Below are 18475 nucleotides of genomic sequence, written 5' to 3' on the forward strand. Positions count from 1 at the left end.
AAAAAGTGATTAACAGCACATTTAATGGCAAATGCTTTGGTCTGCGTTTATACTGGGGCTCAGGTAAGCAATATTTAACGATAGGCCCCGCATAATAAACCAAATGCCCAGGCATAACATAAAGTACGGAATAATATTATTTAACCTGCGCCTGATGTTTAAAGTAATAAAACCACTGCTAATGGCGGCAACAAACATTAAGGGCAAGGTACCTATACCAAACCAAAACATGTATTGAGCTGCAGATAATGGGGCTGGCGTATTAACCGCGCCCACTAACGCCAGATAAACAAAGCCGCATGGCAAAAAGCCATTCAACATACCTATAAGAAGGTGACCCCAGCGATGTTTTAGCGCATACACAAGCCAACGGTTTAAAAACGTTTGCGTTACACTGTTCGGCCGGTTAAAAAAACGCAACTTCAACAGGCGAGACATAGCTGCAGCAATTATTAATATACCGCTTATAATACTAATGCTTTGCTGTACACCCAGCAGCCATATTTGCTTGCCAACAAGGCCTACAACAAAACCGAGAATACTGTAACTGATTACTCTGCCCAATTGATAGATCAGCTTATCAAAAATAAGCCATACTGCGCCGCCTTTATTTACGGGTAAGGCCAGCACCAGCGGCCCACACATGCCCACACAATGTATGCTGCCAAACAGCCCGATAAAAAATGCGACCTGCATGTCAGTCATGGTACAAATATTTTTTGCTGATAGGTATATTGTTTAGTAGTACTGCTCCAGGCTAAAACTAATTGCCAATGCCCATGGGCGAATTGCTTTAACGGAACCCGAACCTGGCCTGTAGGGTCAGAATGGAACATCAGGCTTTTATCCATTTTCTCATCGGATGGTCTTTGCAAAAGCAGTCTGCCTTCTGTTTTTTCCTTAAAGTTGATTTGCAATATATTGCCCGCCAATTTTATCCCTGGCTTTACGCCATCGGTAAAAACCCCTTTTTCGCGGTTATACTCAGCATTAAACTCCAGGCCCTTTTCGTAATAGCCGTGGTCATACCCGTCTGTATCCTGCCTGAATATCATCACCGCCAACGCTATAATAAACAGCATAAAAATGCTCATGCCTATAAAAAGGCCTCGGCCCCAGTTCATCTTAATTTCCATATATAGGTCCTACAAAAGTTGTTTTAATCCGGTCTATCACTTTATCGCCTTGCATTACATTTAATGTCACCTGTGTTTTTGGCTCTTTAATGTCCTCAGCGGGTATCCATATAAAAAACACTGCTTTTACTGATGCAGCGCTATCCAATACATCAGGCGTCTGCACATATTTTATTTTTATGCGCTCATCATCCGCGCGCAGCTCAATATGTTGGTCTTTATCTGTTTTATTGATCATATCAGCATTGTATAAATTGCTGATGTAACCACCCGGCTGTTGCTGATACAGCAAACCTGCCGAACGCATAACGGTAACATCAACATCGCTGCGCCGCATTACAAAAAAGGTTAACACCCCCAAAAGCAGGATGATAATGCCGCTGTATGCTGCCATACGCGCGGTAAAGCGCGGTTTCTTGCCCTCTTTTATCTGCTCTTCCGAGTAAAAACCGATCAGATTAACGGGCTTACTGATCTTTATCATTACCTCGTTACAAACGTCAATGCATGCAGTGCAATTGATACAATCTACCTGGGTACCTTCTCTTATATCAATAGCGGTAGGGCATACATCCACACACAACCGGCAGTCAACGCAATCACCTTTAGGTTGCGCTTCGCCCTTGTGTAGTTTTCCCCGCGGCTCGCCACGCAAGTAATCATAAGCAACCATTAGGGTATGCTTATCGGTTAAAACGCCTTGCAGCCGGCCATAGGGGCAGATAACCGTACAAACCAGCTCGCGCACCTGGCTGTAAACCAGGTAAAATATAGCGGTAAATACCCATATGCTGATAAATCCAACCATGTGTCTGTTAACCGGTTGGGTTATTATGCTCACCAATTGTTCACTGCCGATGATGTAGGCTAAAAAAGTATTGGCTATTAAAAAAGATATCAATAGAAAAGCCGTGTGCTTCAAAGCCTTTTTCCATTTTTTTTCAAATGTCCAGTTGCCTTCATCCAGTTTTTTCCGTTTGCGGGCATCGCCCTCTATCAATTCTTCCACCTTGCGGAAAACCATCTCCATAAAAATGGTTTGGGGGCAGATCCATCCGCAGAAAATACGCCCGAAAGCGATAGTGAACAGTATAACACAAACTACCCCGGCCAGCATAGCCAATACAAACAAAAAGAAATCCTGGGGCCAAAAAACCTGTCCTAGTATTACAAACCTGCGCTCAATTACGTTAAGTAGCAGCACGGGTTGCCCGTTTATGCGTAAAAAAGGGGCTGTAAAAAACAGCAGCAGATAAACATAGCTGAGCCAGCTGCGATAATTGTAATATGGCCCCTTACGGATGAGCGGATAGATCCATTTACGGCCGCCGTTTGTATTACTTTGTGTTTGATATGGGTTGCCTGCTGCACTCATCCTTAGCTATTATTACTTAAAGCGATGCTGTTTCTTTTTCTTTAGCAGTATCATCTGCTTCCTTTTCACCTTGCGGTGCCTTGGCGTTAGGTGGGTTTGTGCCGTGTATGGATTTAATGTAGTTGGCTACACTTGCTATCTGTTTAGGCGAAAGCTGCTTATCCCAGTTAGGCATGCCCTTATCAGTAACACCGTATTTTATGGTTTTGAAAACGCTATTGACGCTGCCGCCATGCAGCCAGAAATCGTCGGTTAAATTAGGCCCCACCACACCTTGCCCTGCGGCCCCATGACAGGGTGAGCAGCTGGCTGTAAAAATGGCCTTACCTGCATCAATAACCGATGCATCGGTACTCAATTTTACCGAACTCTCATCAATATTATTAGCTGATTTAGCAAGAAAGGCCTCTTTTTCCTTATTAGCCACCGCCATTTCGGTTTTATACTCAGCATCCTGCAACTGCCCGACGCCAAATACATGGTAGATCAACAGGTAGCATACCGCAAATACAATAGTTGTATAAAACAAGCTCATAAACCAACCGGGGGTAGGGTTGTCCAGTTCCTGTATGCCATCAAACTCATGCTGCATTATCAGGTCTTTTTCTTCTGATAAGGGTTTTAGCGACAGCAGCTTGTTTATGGTGCTGTTTTGCGGTTTTGTGGCTTTTACAGTTTTTTCGGCCTGTTCTTTAAGTGCTTCGGCACCTACTAAAACTCTAGCTATTGCTTTTACAGCCCGCAGCACCGCCAACATGGCGATGATAAACAGCAGCATTGAGAACAAAATGGCGCCGTAGCCAACGTAGTTCATTATGTCGGTGCCGCTCAGTTCTTTTTCAGTTTCCTGGGCTATTACGGGTGCCGCTGCTCCTGATAGTAAAAAGGTCAGTAAAAATTTATTCTTCATGGTTAGGCAGTGTTAAGAGTTGGCTATCGGTATCATGCAGCGGCATATCGCTCATGTAGCTAATGTGCTGCTTACTCATGTAAAAAAGCAGTATGCTTATTACTATAAAAAATACCAGGAATATGGCCAGCGAGGATAGCAGGTATACCTGCGGCCCCTCTATATTTTGTACAAATTGCTTGAACATATATTTACTGATTTGCGGTTTTGTTAACTTTTATATCTGTACCCAGGCGCTGCAGATAGGCAATAAGGGCCACTATCTCTTTGTCGCTTTTTACCTTAATGTTGTTTTTGTTGAGATCATTGGCTATGGCTATGGCTTGTTTATCCAGATCTGCGTTGGCCTTTTTTTCATAACCTTCGGGATAAGGTACGCCCAGTTTGCGCATAGCGTTTATTTTATCGGCTGTGGCTTCGGTGTTTAATGTTTGGGTGATCAGCCAATCGTAATTCGGCATAATGCTTCCCGGCGACATTAAGCGCGGATCCATCATGTGGTTATAGTGCCAGGCGTTGCCGTATTTGCCGCCCTCGCGGTGCAGATCGGGCCCTGTGCGTTTTGACCCCCAAAGGAAGGGGTGATCATACACAAACTCGCCCGCCTTGCTGTATTCGCCGTACCGCTCGGTTTCTGAACGGAAGGGTCTTACTGTTTGCGAATGGCAATTAACACAACCCTCGCGGATATATATATCACGGCCTTCCAGTTCAAGCGGCGTGTAAGGTTTTACGCTGGCAATGGTTGGTATGTTAGATGAAATAGTTAGCGTGGGTATCAACTCAATGGCCGTACCTATTAATATAACAACCAGTGCAACCAGCATCATTTGTATAGGTTTGCGCTCTAAAAATCTGTGACGTGTTTCGCCTTCGGCAACATATTGTTTTTCTAAAGGCATGCCTTCGGCAGCCTCGTTAGCCACCAATTTGCCCTGCAACATGGTTTTTACCAGGTTGTAAGCCATTACAATTACGCCTAACAGGTACAAACCGCCACCAATTGAGCGCATAACATGCATAGGTATAATGCGTATCGTACTTTCTAAAAAGTTGGGATATTTTAATAAACCTTCGGGAGTGAACTCTTTGAGCATCAGGCCTTGTGTAAATCCGGCCCAATACATCGGTACCGCGTAAAACAGGATGCCTAACGTCCCTATCCAAAAGTGGAACACGGCCATTTTTTTTGAGTATAGCTGCGTACCATACATACGGGGTATTAACCAGTAAAGTATAGCAAAGGTTAAAAAGCCGTTCCATCCTAAAGCGCCTACGTGTACGTGCGCTATTATCCAATCAGTAAAGTGGCCTATGGCATTTATTTGTTTAAGCGATAGCATTGGCCCCTCAAAAGTGGCCATGCCGTAAGCGGTTAAGCCTACCACCATAAATTTAAGTATAACGTCATCGCGCACCTTGTCCCAAGCACCGCGAAGCGTTAACAAACCATTGATCATACCGCCCCAGCTTGGTGCGATCAGCATTATTGAGAACACTACACCCAATGATTGCGCCCAACCCGGCAATGAGGTATACAGCAGATGATGCGGCCCTGCCCAGATATAAATAAATATCAGTGACCAAAAGTGCAGGATGCTGAGCTTGTAAGAGTATATCGGCCGGTTAGCCATTTTAGGCAAAAAATAATACATCATGCCCAGGTAAGGCGTGGTAAGGAAAAACGCCACCGCGTTATGCCCGTACCACCATTGTACCAGAGCATCCTGCACACCTGCAAACAAATAATAACTTTTAAAAGCCGAGACAGGCAACTCAAACGAGTTAACAATATGCAGCACGGCTATGGTAACAAAGGTGGCTATGTAAAACCATATCGCCACATAAAGGTGCCGCTCGCGCCGTTTAAATATGGTGCCGAACATGTTAATGCCGAAAACCACCCATATAAGGGTAATGGCAATATCAATAGGCCATTCCAGCTCAGCATACTCATGCGAAGTGGTTAAACCCAAAGGCAATGTAATAACGGCTGATAAAATAATAAGCTGCCAGCCCCAAAAATGAACGTTACTTAGAATATCGCTGAACATGCGTGCCTTTAGCAGCCGCTGTAACGAGTAATAAACGCCCATAAAAATGGCGTTGCCCACAAATGCGAAGATTACGGCGTTAGTATGCAGCGGGCGTATACGGCCAAAGGTGGTGTACTGGTTACCCATATTCATACCGGGTTTATAGAGCTGTATGGCCACCAAAAGGCCCACCGTCATGCCGATGATGCCCCATATTATAGTGGCTATACCAAAATTCCGGACGATCTTGTTATCGTAGTAAAATTTGTCGGGTTGCATATTAAATTAATTGGGATGTTTTAATGCTGTAAAATTATTTTGAACCGGCCTTGGGCGGAATGACCATGGTTGCCCGCAAACATGACGCTGATCATTTTTCTGCTTCTTCGGCAGGTTTGTCATCAAGCAGGATGCGTACTGATGGTGTGTACAGGTCATCATGTTGCCCATCGTGCTGCGCCCAGAAAAAAGCGCCCAGAAAAACCAGGGCCAGCAATACGCTGCATCCTATTAAAAAGTAAATTATGCTCATAACAATTTGCGTTTTTTGGCGGCCAGGTGGGTAGCTATGCTGGTAAATGATATAATGGTTACCGTACTTATCGGCATAAGGATAGCCGCTATAACCGGCGACAACTTGCCCGTAACCGCAAAGCTTAATCCAATGAGATTATATAACAGGGAAATGCAAAACGACGCATAAATAACACGCAATGCATCTTTAGAGAACTTTAAAAAGGATGGAAGCTTGGCCAACGAGCGTCCGTCTAAAATAGCATCGCTGCCGGGCGAGAAGTTGTTAACGTTGTCTGTTACCGCTATGCCTGCATCACTTTGTTTAAGCGCACCCGAGTCGTTCAACCCGTCGCCGAGCATCATTACTTTGCTGCCCTGCTGTTGAAGCTTATTTATAAAGTCGAGTTTATCCTGTGGAGATTGCTGAAAAAACATTCCACCCTCGTCGCCAAAAACGGTGGACAGATTAGCGCGTTCATGGTTATGATCGCCGGAGAGGAGAAAAAGTTTATAATCAGGCTTCAGCTTACGCATGTCATAAACACCCTGCCTGTATTGATGCTTTATAGCGAAATAGCCTCGATACCTTTCGTCAATAAGTATGTGTACCTGGCTGCCGTTATCTCCCGAACCACCATCCCCAGCATCCAATATAAATTTGGCGCTGCCTAACTTTATGGCTTTGCCATTAACCTGCGCGGTTATGCCTTTACCGGCCACTTCATTGTAAAACTCAACAAAATTGCCGCGCGAGGCTTCCCCGAGGTATTGACAGATCAGTTGGCTTAAGGGATGCGATGAGTTGGCGCAAACCGCGCTTACCGCATCCTTCTCGTACATGGTTAAATCGCTTTCAAGGCTAACGTTACCTCCACCGGCAACGCTAATGGTGCCGGTTTTATCAAAAACAAGGGTATCAATGGCGGCTATTTGCTCAACCACCGCCGCGTTTTTTAAATAGAAAAAGTTACGATCAAATATGCCCAATGCCGCCGACATGGTGAATGGCGTGCTTAGTGCCAAAGCACAGGGGCAGGCAATTATAAGCACCGCGGTAAGCGATGCGATTGCGCGATGCATGTCTGATGGCATCCAGTATAAAAATGAGCCAAACGCTACTGCCAGCAATACAGCCGTAAAGTACTTACTCATTTTTTGATTAAAGGTTTCTACCCGGTCGTCCTGGCTACGGGTAAACGCTTCATTATTCCACAAACGGGTGAGGTAGCTTTGCGATACGGGTTTTACTACTTCCAATTCGATAGCGCCGGCCATCTGCCGGCCACCTGCGTAAATAACTTCACCAAGCGTTTTATTTAACGGCACCGATTCGCCGGTTACAAAGCTGAAATCAACTTTGGCATCCCCTTTTAAAAGGATGGCATCTGCCGGTATAATTTCCTGGTGACGGATGCGGATACGCTGGCCTACTTGGAGATCGGATAGCGGAACATGTTTCTCACCATTCTCATCTAATACCTGCACCGCAACAGGAAAAAAAGAACGGTAGTCGCGCTCAAACGACAAATGATAATAGGTTTTGCGCTGAACAAATTTGCCTATCAGCAAAAAGAAGATCAAACCGCAAAGGGTATCAACAAAGCCTGCGCCGGTGTTAGTGATGATCTCGGCCCATGAGCGAACAAATAAAACCACAATACCTAAGGCCAGCGGAAAATCTATAGTTAACACCTTGTTGCGCAAACTTGTATAGGCAGAAGTAATATAGCCCAAGCCGCTGTAAAATGTTACAGGTACTGTGAACAGCAAATTAAGCCAGCCAAAGAAGTATTTGAATGATGCATCGTGTGCCGAGAAGCCCAGGTATTCAGGGAAACTCAATAGCATCACGTTGCCAAAACAAAAACCGGCAACGGCTATCTTTCTAACCAGATCGTCTTTTTTACTAAAAACCTGTTTTTTAACAATATCCTGCAGGCTTATCAATGGGTCATATCCAATTAAGACCAGCAGTTCAACCACGCCCTTAAGTGTTATTTCTTTACTGTTAAAACGGATATTTACCTGCTTACGCAAAAAGTCAACCCTGCTGAAATAAATTGCCGGGTTAAGACGGTTCATTTGCTCCAGCAACCAGATGCATGAACTGCAATGAATGTGTGGAATATAAAACGTTACAATGGTAATGTTATCATCAGCATATTCCACCAGATCTTTAACGATAGAAGGCTCGAGCAAATAATCCAACCGGTTGTCTTCCTTATCGCGGTTAGCACCAGGGTGGTCGTTGTAGCAGTAGTAGTTGCCCAGCCCGCTTTTTGATAATATGCTATAAACTTCTTTGCAGCCATGACAGCAAAAGTCTTTATCGCCTATGCTAAACTGGTCATTGCCGCAGTCATTGCCGCAATGATAACAGGTAGTAGTGTCAAGAGTGATAACGCTCATTTTTTGGTACTTTAACTCCCCAAAGTTGCATAACCACAGATTGTTATAACATGACGGCGAACTGACTAAAAAGTGACGGTAGTCATATTTGTAAATTAAAAAGCTATCAAAGCTGACGACCTAACTTCCTTAGGGTAAACCATTAATGGGATATTTACATGCCTGGCCAGTTTTTTTGCGTTGCTGCCATTGAAAAAGGCATCCAGGATATTGTGTTTGCCGTGGCTTATAATTATCATGTCAGAAAAACTATGTTGGCATATCCAGTCGAGACCGTGCGCAACATCTATGTTTTTTACAAGCCGGTAGTATATTTTGTCGTAATTGGCGTTGCTCGTAATGTCGCTTAAAAAGTTTTGCGCTACTTTTTCGTGCTCAGCGCTATGATACTTTTCGTCGGCTATATGCGCTATCATAATTTCCGCGTTAAAATTGCGGGCAAACGTAACCAACGAACAGATAATGCCCACATCGTGCGGATTAAAATCGGTAGCAAAAGCAATTTTTTTGATCACCTTATACTTTAAATCAGCCGGAATAAGCAATAGCGGAAAATCGGCCTTCTCTATCAGATCAAAGCTGTTGCTTCCTAAAAACAGTTTGCTTAACGCCCCTGCACCCGACATTCCCATCACCACAAGAGGAATTCGTTGAGCGCCGACCATATTTTTTACAATATCGGCAACGCTACCTACTTCGCTTGTAAAATCAATTCGGGAAAAAGCATGATCGCCAATACTTTCCTGCAACTCCTGCTGCAACCGGGTAATGGCTATTTTTAAATCGCAGGTAACGTTTTCTTTTAACGATGCATAATCCTCCAGTGGCCAAACAACGGTATCCGCCAAAAAACTTTCGGCTGGCACTTTTATCGCGTTGCATAACTTTATATCGGCTTTTAGTACCTGGGCTAACTGTAAGGCGTAACTGGCCGCATTGTTTGCAGTTTGCGAGAAGTCGGTTGGAACAAGTAGTGTTTTCATGGTGATTTATATGAGATTTGATTACCTTAAGGTTAGTGCATCATTTAACATTATACAGTGCCATTTCAAGACTCTTGTCTTGTCCATAAACGTCGCTATAGGTAACCAACTCGCCATCATTTATAGTACAAGTTAAATAGGTGATTTTAATCGGCAGGGGTTTGTTAAGTGTAAAATTTTGGCACTTTTGTGTGGCAATATTTTTCTTCAGCAGGTTTACTTTCTTTTCCTGCTGATCGTTTTTCAACAACAACTCTGCAAGAACTTCCGGGTGCTCTATCCTTATGCAGCCATGACTCAGATCGCGTTTGGTGCGGTTAAATAAGTTCTTGTCGGGTGTATCATGAAGGTAAACTGAATAAATGTTTTTAAAGCGAAACACCAGCACACCCAGCGCGTTGTCGCAACCTGCAGACTGTTTTGCATAATAACCTTTTGGGGCTTTTAGTATACTTTTAAGGGTGGGCTGGTCAGGATTTTGAATAGCGCCCAAATGGTTATAAAGGGTGTAATTATTTTGAGCCAGGTAAGCAGGGTTTTTAACGGCCTTACGCAATATTTCTTTGGTGAATATGCTGTTCGGTATTTTCCACTCCGGTGCGGTAGTAAAATACTCAATGTTACTTTGTAAAACAGGCGTTGGTGTTGATGCACTGCCCACTATTACTTTGAACTCTTTATCTAGTTGAGGTGAATGATAGCCTAGTTTAAAAGATGGAATATTTATATGTACATAAGGCGCATTATCATCTAAAACGGCCCAGCGAATGCGCTCCATGTTGATAGCTATCTTGCGTATGGTTTCTTCAGGAACGGTATAACAATCGCCATCATACTGCCCTTTTAACTGGCGCATTTTATATTGCAGATCGGAATATAGTTTTGATGCTGGTTGTACACCCAATACGCCTTCTGTAATGTCTGGCTGCATCAATATGGTTAGTAGCTGCTTTTCTGCATAAAATGGCAAGCTCACACCATTTTCTATAACCGCCTGGCTATACTCCGGATTAAGCTTGCCATAATGCAAGTGATTAATTATGCTTAGCATGGCATCAGTGAGCATAATATCAAATTGCGCTTTTTGTCTGTCGTCAACTTTATCAGGAGTTTCGGTTATAACTTGCAGCTTATCATATAATAATTCTTTGGGGTGATAATCGGCAGGGGCCAAACCGTATTGCAGCACACAGTCAATAAACAGCAAGGCTTGCCATGCTTTCTTTTCGGTGCCATTATTCAGCCAAGCTGATGCAAAGCCTTTTTCACTGTAAAACCTCCATGTAGTTTTAGGGAAATTTAACTTGGCTACGGTTTCGGTGTTTTTAAGCTGAGCTTGTAACGCTATTGACGGCGGCCCACAAGGCTTTATTTGCGCGTTAATTTTAAGTACAGTAAATATCAGTAGAAAGAATAAAACTGCCTTTTTCATAACCTTATTTTTGTTAGCTAAGGTCAGTTTTATTGTGCTTTTGCGGAATGATGGCAATCAGAATGAATAGTGACGGCGGTCACATGTTTAAGGGTTTAGAAACAGGTTGTTTGTTAGGTATTGAATAAAACCACAAAAAAATGCCTCCTGCTTGTGGCAGAAGGCACTATTGAAATTTTGAAGCGGAGAGTTAGGGATTCGAACCCCAGGACCTGTTACAGTCAACAGTTTTCAAGACTGCCGCAATCGACCACTCTGCCAACTCTCCGGGGACAAAAGTACAAATCCGGGCCGAATTGGCAAATTAGATTTCAAGTTTTTTTAATATAGCGTTAACACGCAGAACAACAAATATTTAGGTAGTGATTTGCTTGTTGCGGAAGTTGTTAAACCGTGGTTTTTCTACTTTTATGTTCCGTTTAGCCAGATCAATATTGGCATTTAACTCAAATCCGATGAGTAAAATGAGGGAGTTTAGGTACAGCCATATCATTACCACAATCAGTGTACCAATAGAACCATAGATCTTGTTGTACGACGAGAAATTGTTAATATAGTAGGTAAAACCTATAGAGGTTAACACGGCAAGCCCTGTTGCCAGTACCGATCCCGGATTAAGGAAGTTCCAACGTAATTTATGCGCCGGCCCATAACGGTAAAGTAATGATATACTGAAAAAGAATATTGCTATTATGATGAGCCATCTGGAAAAAATAAGCACATAGATCCAAAAGCTACTTTCGGTAGCAATATGCTCCTGCATGTTGGTTACAATGTTTTCGCCAACTATTAAAACTACTATAGCCGCCAGCAGCGCAAAACTTATTGTAATGGTTAGCAAAGTGGCTACCGCCCGTCTTTTTAGCCAGGTGCGTTTTTCTAATACCAATGACGAATCATTAAAAGCCCGCATTAGGTTACCAACGCCGTTGGTTGCAAAATATAACGCGGTAATAAAACCTACAGACAACAAACTGGCGTTTTGATTTTTGATAATATCCTCAATGGTGTTTTGAAAAGCCATATAGGCTGTGGTGGGTAAAATGGTTTGCAACAACTCAAGCAGGTTGTCCTGGAAATCGTTTCCTGGGATATACGCAATCAGCGTAAACAAAAATATTGTTGCAGGGAACAGCGCCAGCATAAAGTTATATGCTAATGCAGATGCCCTGTTAAGCAGCGACTCTTCTAAAAATTCATTAACCAATGAAACTAATATTACGTACACCGATATACCACCAAACCACGATGGCGTTAACGACTTAAGATATCTGACGAAAGTGCGGTAAAATTCTGCGTGTCTAAGCAGCAAGCGATGTATCCATCTCATTAAGCGCTAATTTACTTAAAAAAAGGCTTTAGCTTTTCTAAAAATTCGCGGTCGGGCAGGCAGGGGCGCAGTGTAGCCATTTTAACAAAGCAAAGCAATGTTTCGCCGGTATGAATAAGCTCCTGCTTTTCGTTAAATAACTCGTACTTAAAATGGATGGTAACGCCGGGCATTTTGTCCATCATAACGCGTACGGTTATCTCTTCATCATACCGGGCAGGTTTTAAGTATTTGCAACTCATTTCCATTACCGGCATCATAATACCGTTGGCTTCCATACCTGCGTAGGTTAAGCCCAGGCTACGCAGCATCTCTACCCGGCCAACTTCGTAAAATTCGGCATAGTTGCCGTAATACATATAACCCATTTGGTCGGTTTCGCCGTAGCGAACCCGTATTTTGGTAGAATGCTCAAACATTATCTTTTTATGTTACGCTCGTCAAGCGCTTTTCTAAATTTAGCGGCGTTTTTATTATGATCGCTAACGTTGTCGGCAAAATTGTGGTAACCTGAAAAATCCTCTTTTGCGCACATGTAAATGTAATTACTTGGCTTATAATTAAGCACGGCCTTAACCGCGTTTACAGACGGCATCATGATAGGCCCGGGCGGCAAACCTTTGTTGGCGTAAGTGTTATAAGGTGATGGCACAGAAAGATAACGGTTAAGCACACGCTGAATAGTGAAATCTTTCAATGCGAATATTACAGTAGGGTCTGATTCCAGTTTCATGCCTTTTTTAAGGCGATTGAGGTACAAACCGGCTATGGTAGGCATCTCGTCGTCCTTTAACGCTTCGGCATCAACGATGGATGCCAGGATGCTTACTTGTGCGGGTGTTAGGTTAAGCTGGGCCGCTTTGTCTTTGCGCTCTTTTGTCCAAAAATTTTCATAGTGCGTATACATTTTTTTGAACAGCTTTTCGGGTGTAGTGTTCCAGTAGATCTCGTAAGAATCTGGCATAAAAGCAACGTAAACATTATCTGTAGTAAAGCCGTATTGCTTAACAAAATCTGCAGAATCCAATAAACGGAGTATAGAAGTTGAGTCGGGTTCGAGCTTGTTAGATGCAAAAGCTGCAAATTGTTCTTTGAGCCTTATGCTGTGAAATGCAAAAGTCACCGGTTCCTGCGTGCCCGATGCCAGCATGTTTATTAAGCTTCTGTTGCTCATTCCCTGTTTGAGCTTATACCTGCCCGGTTTAACACGGCCGGGATATTTCATATTTTGTGCCGCCCATAAAAAGTTGGTACTGTCCTTCACAATTTCTTTATCGCGAATGGTTTTATACACGCTGTTAAAATCCTCGCCGGTGTGTATGTACAGATATTCTTCATTACCGGTAACACTGGGGCCAAAATACTTTAGGTAATAAAATAGCACTGTGCCGCCTAAAGCCACAATTACTATTATTACAAGCGCAATAACGAACTTTTTTAAAGAAGAGCCTGCCGATGCTTTTTTTGTCATTGTTTTAAGTTGTAGTACCTGAGGGTAACCTTTGCAAAGCCAAAAGGCCGCCGGTTAAGTTTTTAACGTTATTATACCCGTTTTGTAGTAAAATAGCTTGCGCGGTTTTACTACGTATGCCGGCCTTGCAAATAACAATTATCTCATCGGTTTTGTTATACCCAACCGCTTCAATAGATGAAAATAATATTGATAATGGCACATTGGTGCCGCCTATGTTATAGGTATGAAATTCAATAGCTTCCCGCACATCCAAAATATTAATACCTTCTGGTGCTAATAGGCGCTGCTTAAAGTGCTTTGCATTAATTTCCATCGGGGGTGCCCTGTGTAACTGTTAAATTTATGCGGGTACCTATGCTTGTTGTACTTACCGAGTCGGTAGGGGCGGGGAACTGGCTTATCACTTTAAGATTAGTTGAGTCTGTTATGCTACCCTGATAAGTAATAGCGCCCAAAGTAAATCCGCCGCCTTTGATGGCTACCTTGGCTTCATCCAGATCAAGATTTACAACTTCGGGTATCGGCAGTTCTCCGGCACCTTTTCCATCGCCCAAAACCAAATCAAGGCGCGAACCTTTAGGTATCTTTGTACCGGGCCTGATAGTTTGACCACCCAGTTTTACTTCTAACACAATATTAGGCGCAATGTCAGACCGATAGGTAGTATCGCCAACCTTTAAGCCCGCGTTGCTTAATATGGCTACGGCTTCTATATAGGGCTTTTGTTCAATTTCTGGGAGGGCAACCGGTGGGGCCTGCATAGTAACCATGGTTAGGTAAATTATACGCCCTGCTTTAACAAGCGTGCCTGCATCCGGGTCCTGCTGCATAATAGTGCCGGGTGCCTCGTCTCCCACATAAATGGTATCAACGTAGAAGTTGAATCCTTCTTGCTCCAATTTATTTATCGCTTGCGTGATATTCATTCCGGTTACTTGCGGAACTGCTACACCGGAGCCATGATTTGTATAAAAACTTAAACTAAAAAACGCTATTAAAACTACTGCTATTACCGACCCAATAGCAAATAATGCTGTTTTGCGGAACGAAGCGGTTTTAAGATAGGCCAATAATTTCTTCATATTGCCGGGATGTTTTGTTATGCTGTTGGGGCTATCAAACATAGGGAAATTTTTGAAATTACGGCTGAATGACAGCGAAAATTACAAAACCTGTGCTAAAGCATTGCAGCCCAAAAGCTATTAATTTTAAGCCTTTAGCTTTTAAAAATATTTTATATTTGGCGATATATGGCAATTAAAAACATAGCGCTACTGGCAGGCGGTTTTACCGGCGAGTACGAGGTTTCAATTAACAGTGCAAAAAATATAGCGGCAAATCTTGATCCCGCAAAATATAAAGTATACACCATTTTAGTAGACCGTAACCGCTGGTTTTATGATGATGAAAACAAGGGGGCAGATGTTGATAAAAATGATTTCAGCATAATTGTAGATGGACAGAAAGTAAAGTTTGACTTCGCGTTTATTACCATACACGGTACACCCGGCGAAGATGGAAAACTACAGGGCTATTTTGACCTGATAGGCATGCCCTATAATACCTGCGATGTAACAACATCAGCCATAAGTATGAACAAGGCTTACACTAAAGCCATTGTACACGGCATACATGATCTGCACATTGCCAGTTCGGTTAAATTAAAAAAAGGCGATCCCCATGATATGATGGGCGTTGCTGCTAAATTAAAGTTTCCGCTTTTTGTAAAACCTAATAACGGCGGTAGTAGTGTTGGTATGAGCAAGGTTTATAAAGTAGGGGGCCTGCAAGCCGCAATAACCAAAGCTTTTAATGAAGATAACCAGATACTGGTAGAAGAATTTGTAAAAGGGCGTGAGTTTAGCGTAGGTATTGTACATCTGCGTGGTAAGATCACGGTGTTACCGATAACAGAGATCATCAGCTCTAAAGATTTTTTTGATTACGAAGCGAAGTATACCCCAGGTGTATCAGAAGAAGTAACACCGGCTGATGTGTCTGTAATGAAACGGGAACAGGTAGCTAATATAGTTACCGAAGTATACCAGCGCCTTAACTGTCGCGGTATGGTGCGTGTTGATTTTATTTTAGAGGAGGGTACTAATGACTTTTACTTTATAGAGGTTAATACCACACCGGGCCAGTCTTTAAATAGCTTGATACCACAACAGGTACGCGCTGCCGGAATGAATGTGATGGATTTTTATGGCGAATTAATTGAAGGGACAATAGGGCATGGTGCTTGAAACAGCGGTACTGTATGTAAGGCCCGGTACGCATGAAGCTTTTGAAAAGGATTTTAAAATTGCCGGGCAATACATCAGTTCGATACCAGGCTGTATACAACACAGTTTGCAAAAATGCCTGGAGCAAAAGGATAAATACCTACTACTGGTTGAGTGGGAAAAGCTGGAAGACCATACCATTGGGTTTCGTCAATCAGCGGTATATGAGCCCTGGAAAAAGCTTTTACATCATTACTACGATCCTTTCCCGGTTGTAGAGCATTATACAGCTGTAGATATTTAAGGAGCAATTTACCCCTATGTTAGTCCTTTTTGCCCATTCCTGTGTAGATGGGGACAGTATATCTTTGTGGTATACAAATCAAAAAATCACAACATAAAATCTATAACAATGGAAACTGCACAAAAAACCATCACCGTAACAGCAACAGTTAACGCGCCAGTAGAAAAAGTTTGGCAATTTTGGAACGAGCCTGAGCATATTAAAGGCTGGGCATTCGCATCAGACGACTGGCACGCGCCCTACTCAGACAACGATATTCGTACCGGTGGTACTTTTAAAACTACAATGGCGGCTAAGGATGGTAGCTTTAGCTTTGATTTCGGCGGCGAATATACCGACGTGCAGGAACACACCTACATAGCTTATACCATGGGCGACGGCCGTAAGGTTTCTGTTAAATTTACCACCAATGGCGACGCTACCGAAATAGAAGAAACGTTTGAGCCGGAAAGCCAGAACCCTATTGAAATGCAGCAGGGTGGCTGGCAAATGATACTGAATAACTTTAAAAAATACGCTGAGGCGAACGCATAACATACAGTATTGCATAATAGTAAAGGCCATTCGCTTAAGCGGGTGGCTTTTTGCTTTTAAAGTGTTTTTTTGTGATTATATTGTGTGTAGCTGTATACCGTTTTAGCTATCGCATTAACATTAAGTGTATACAGTAAAAATTAAAATTGTGATAATAAGCGAGTTAAAAATTATATTTATAAAAGAAAGCCCTTAAATCAGGAATAAACATATTTCAAATTCAAGGGTTGTTCAATTATGGCTACAGTTTCATTAAGCAGCGCTAAGGGCAAATGGGTAATGGTAGCCACCATACTGGCCTCGGCAATGGCTTTTATTGATGCCACAGCGTTAAACGTGGTTTTACCCGCGCTGCAACAAAACCTAAATGCGTCTGGTGCCGATCTTTTCTGGGTGCTCAATTCTTATTTGTTAATGCTGGCCTCGTTAATATTGATAGGCGGAGCCATGGGCGATAAGTTGGGTCGCAAAAGGGTATTTATGGGCGGCATAGTTTTATTTATTGTTGGCTCTGCCGCTTGTGGCATAGCGTCAAGTATAACCATGCTGATAATATGTAGAGCTGTGCAAGGCATCGGCGGCGCATTTATGATACCCGGTAGTTTATCGTTGATCTCATCGGCCATTAACCCTAACGAGAGGGGTAAGGCCATTGGCACCTGGTCGGCGTTTACAACGGTAGTAACTATGGGCGGGCCTGTTTTAGGCGGCGCGCTGGCCGATGCCGGTTTATGGCGGTATATATTTTTTATAAATGTACCTATTGGTATAGCAGCCTTTATAATGCTGGCTTTTCGGGTTGACGAAACACGCGATACAGGAGGCAATAAAACATTAGATTTTCCGGGGGCAATAACAATAGCCTTAGCGCTTGCCCTGCTCACCTTTGGGTTTTTGCGCATACCTGCAGTTGGATTTGCCCATTTTCAGGCTTATGGTTCTTTGGCGGGCGGATTGCTTTTTTTAATAATATTTATCGTTATCGAAAAAAGAAGCAAGCACCCTATGATGCCGCTTACCTTGTTTGGCAATCCTGTTTTTACGGGCGTTAATTTACTTACTTTCTTTTTATATGCCGGTTTGGGCGCAGGCATGCTTTTTATGTCGCTTAATCTGGTACAGGTACAGGGATATAGTCAGTTGCAATCGGGGCTTACCTTTTTGCCTTTTACCGTACTGATGGTAACAATAGCACGCTATGCCGGAAGTTTAGCTGATAAATACGGGCCGAAGTGGTTCTTAATAATCGGCCCCGCAATAGCTGGTGCAGGATTGTTTTTGCTATCACTTATAGGTAAAACCAATGGGCCGTCTGATTACTGGACAACTTTTTTCCCGGGCGTATTTGTATTGGGATTGGGTATGTCATTAACAGTAGCACCGTTAACAGCTGCTGTAATGAGTTCGGTAAGCGATCATTTTTCGGGTACGGCCTCAGGTGTTAATAATGCCATGACCCGCATTTCGGGTGTGTTTGCTAACGCGATATTTGGTGCGCTGGCCGTTTTGTTTTTTACATCAACCTTAACTAAACAGATAGAACAGGTATCATTAAGCCCGCAGCAAAAGGAGCAGGTTATTAAACAAGCCGGCGATCTGGGCGACGCTAAAGTTCCTGCTAATATCCCATCGGCACAAAAAAAGGTTATAGCGGCTTATTACAACGATAGTTTTGTTAACGCTTACGCGGGTATTATGCGAATTTCGGCAGGACTTGGGTTTTTAGGATCGCTTATGGCGATGGCTTTTATCAGGAAGAAGCCGAAGTAGTTATTGTTACCGGTAAGATAATCAGAATCCCAAATCCGAAA

19 protein-coding genes and 1 tRNA gene are annotated in these 18475 nt (G+C 43.0%); 4 read left to right on the forward strand and 16 right to left on the reverse strand.

Features of this window, described 5'->3' with window-relative positions:
• Positions 1-21 precede the first annotated feature (21 nt).
• The 16 genes from ACFQZS_RS09125 to ACFQZS_RS09200 all read right to left on the reverse strand — a co-directional run bounded on the left by ACFQZS_RS09125 (position 22) and on the right by ACFQZS_RS09200 (position 14683).
• Positions 22-705: a sulfite exporter TauE/SafE family protein gene (locus tag ACFQZS_RS09125; protein ID WP_377099434.1), complete on the reverse strand. Its 684-nt coding sequence runs from the start codon at positions 703-705 to the stop codon at positions 22-24.
• Positions 702-1136, reverse strand: coding sequence for a FixH family protein (locus ACFQZS_RS09130; RefSeq protein ID WP_377099436.1), 435 nt, complete (start codon positions 1134-1136; stop codon positions 702-704). Before ACFQZS_RS09130 ends, ACFQZS_RS09125 begins: the two co-directional genes overlap by 4 nt.
• Positions 1126-2511 carry a cytochrome c oxidase accessory protein CcoG gene (ccoG, locus tag ACFQZS_RS09135; protein ID WP_377099438.1) on the reverse strand — a complete coding sequence of 462 codons (1386 nt, stop codon included), beginning with the start codon at positions 2509-2511 and terminating at the stop codon, positions 1126-1128. Before ccoG ends, ACFQZS_RS09130 begins: the two co-directional genes overlap by 11 nt.
• 16 nt (positions 2512-2527) lie before the next feature.
• Positions 2528-3421, reverse strand: a complete 894-nt coding sequence (locus ACFQZS_RS09140) for a cbb3-type cytochrome c oxidase N-terminal domain-containing protein (protein ID WP_377099440.1) — start codon at positions 3419-3421, stop codon at positions 2528-2530.
• Positions 3411-3608, reverse strand: coding sequence for a hypothetical protein (locus ACFQZS_RS09145; protein WP_377099442.1), 198 nt, complete (start codon positions 3606-3608; stop codon positions 3411-3413). Before ACFQZS_RS09145 ends, ACFQZS_RS09140 begins: the two co-directional genes overlap by 11 nt.
• Before the next feature lie 4 nt (positions 3609-3612).
• Entirely contained in the window at positions 3613-5736 is a 2124-nt protein-coding gene (gene ccoN, locus ACFQZS_RS09150) for a cytochrome-c oxidase, cbb3-type subunit I (RefSeq protein WP_377099444.1), read from the reverse strand.
• Positions 5737-5827: 91 nt separating this feature from the next.
• Positions 5828-5989, reverse strand: coding sequence for a cbb3-type cytochrome oxidase assembly protein CcoS (gene ccoS, locus ACFQZS_RS09155; protein ID WP_377099445.1), 162 nt, complete (start codon positions 5987-5989; stop codon positions 5828-5830).
• Entirely contained in the window at positions 5986-8382 is a 2397-nt protein-coding gene (locus ACFQZS_RS09160; protein ID WP_377099446.1) for a heavy metal translocating P-type ATPase, read from the reverse strand. Before ACFQZS_RS09160 ends, ccoS begins: the two co-directional genes overlap by 4 nt.
• Before the next feature lie 95 nt (positions 8383-8477).
• Positions 8478-9365 carry a universal stress protein gene (locus ACFQZS_RS09165; RefSeq protein ID WP_377099448.1) on the reverse strand — a complete coding sequence of 296 codons (888 nt, stop codon included), beginning with the start codon at positions 9363-9365 and terminating at the stop codon, positions 8478-8480.
• A gap of 40 nt (positions 9366-9405) precedes the next feature.
• On the reverse strand, positions 9406-10797 hold the full coding sequence (locus tag ACFQZS_RS09170; protein WP_377099450.1) for a L,D-transpeptidase family protein: 1392 nt from the start codon (positions 10795-10797) through the stop codon (positions 9406-9408).
• Positions 10798-10980: 183 nt separating this feature from the next.
• Positions 10981-11065 (reverse strand) — tRNA-Ser (locus ACFQZS_RS09175).
• An 87-nt stretch (positions 11066-11152) separates the two neighbouring features.
• Positions 11153-12127: a YihY/virulence factor BrkB family protein gene (locus tag ACFQZS_RS09180; protein ID WP_377099452.1), complete on the reverse strand. Its 975-nt coding sequence runs from the start codon at positions 12125-12127 to the stop codon at positions 11153-11155.
• 11 nt (positions 12128-12138) lie between these two features.
• The gene (locus ACFQZS_RS09185; RefSeq protein ID WP_377099454.1) at positions 12139-12546 is read right to left on the reverse strand and encodes an acyl-CoA thioesterase; all 408 of its coding nucleotides are present in this window, start codon (positions 12544-12546) and stop codon (positions 12139-12141) included.
• Positions 12546-13598, reverse strand: coding sequence for an endolytic transglycosylase MltG (mltG, locus tag ACFQZS_RS09190; protein ID WP_377099456.1), 1053 nt, complete (start codon positions 13596-13598; stop codon positions 12546-12548). Before mltG ends, ACFQZS_RS09185 begins: the two co-directional genes overlap by 1 nt.
• 4 nt (positions 13599-13602) lie before the next feature.
• The gene (locus ACFQZS_RS09195; RefSeq protein ID WP_377099458.1) at positions 13603-13914 is read right to left on the reverse strand and encodes a rhodanese-like domain-containing protein; all 312 of its coding nucleotides are present in this window, start codon (positions 13912-13914) and stop codon (positions 13603-13605) included.
• Positions 13904-14683, reverse strand: coding sequence for a PASTA domain-containing protein (locus ACFQZS_RS09200; RefSeq protein WP_377099460.1), 780 nt, complete (start codon positions 14681-14683; stop codon positions 13904-13906). Before ACFQZS_RS09200 ends, ACFQZS_RS09195 begins: the two co-directional genes overlap by 11 nt.
• A gap of 168 nt (positions 14684-14851) precedes the next feature.
• Here ACFQZS_RS09200 and ACFQZS_RS09205 point away from each other — a divergent pair, with 168 nt between their 5' ends.
• The 4 genes from ACFQZS_RS09205 (at position 14852) to ACFQZS_RS09220 (ending at position 18434) form a co-directional block, all read left to right on the forward strand.
• Positions 14852-15847 carry a D-alanine--D-alanine ligase gene (locus ACFQZS_RS09205; protein ID WP_377099462.1) on the forward strand — a complete coding sequence of 332 codons (996 nt, stop codon included), beginning with the start codon at positions 14852-14854 and terminating at the stop codon, positions 15845-15847.
• Positions 15837-16130, forward strand: a complete 294-nt coding sequence (locus tag ACFQZS_RS09210) for an antibiotic biosynthesis monooxygenase family protein (protein WP_377099464.1) — start codon at positions 15837-15839, stop codon at positions 16128-16130. The genes ACFQZS_RS09205 and ACFQZS_RS09210 overlap by 11 nt, the downstream gene beginning before the upstream one ends.
• A gap of 108 nt (positions 16131-16238) precedes the next feature.
• Positions 16239-16664: an SRPBCC family protein gene (locus ACFQZS_RS09215; protein WP_377099466.1), complete on the forward strand. Its 426-nt coding sequence runs from the start codon at positions 16239-16241 to the stop codon at positions 16662-16664.
• Between the two features lie 237 nt (positions 16665-16901).
• Positions 16902-18434: an MFS transporter gene (locus tag ACFQZS_RS09220; RefSeq protein ID WP_377099468.1), complete on the forward strand. Its 1533-nt coding sequence runs from the start codon at positions 16902-16904 to the stop codon at positions 18432-18434.
• Positions 18435-18475: the final 41 nt, after the last annotated feature.

This window comes from Mucilaginibacter calamicampi, from assembly GCF_042676765.1.
Taxonomy (GTDB): Bacteria; Bacteroidota; Bacteroidia; order Sphingobacteriales; family Sphingobacteriaceae; genus Mucilaginibacter; species Mucilaginibacter calamicampi.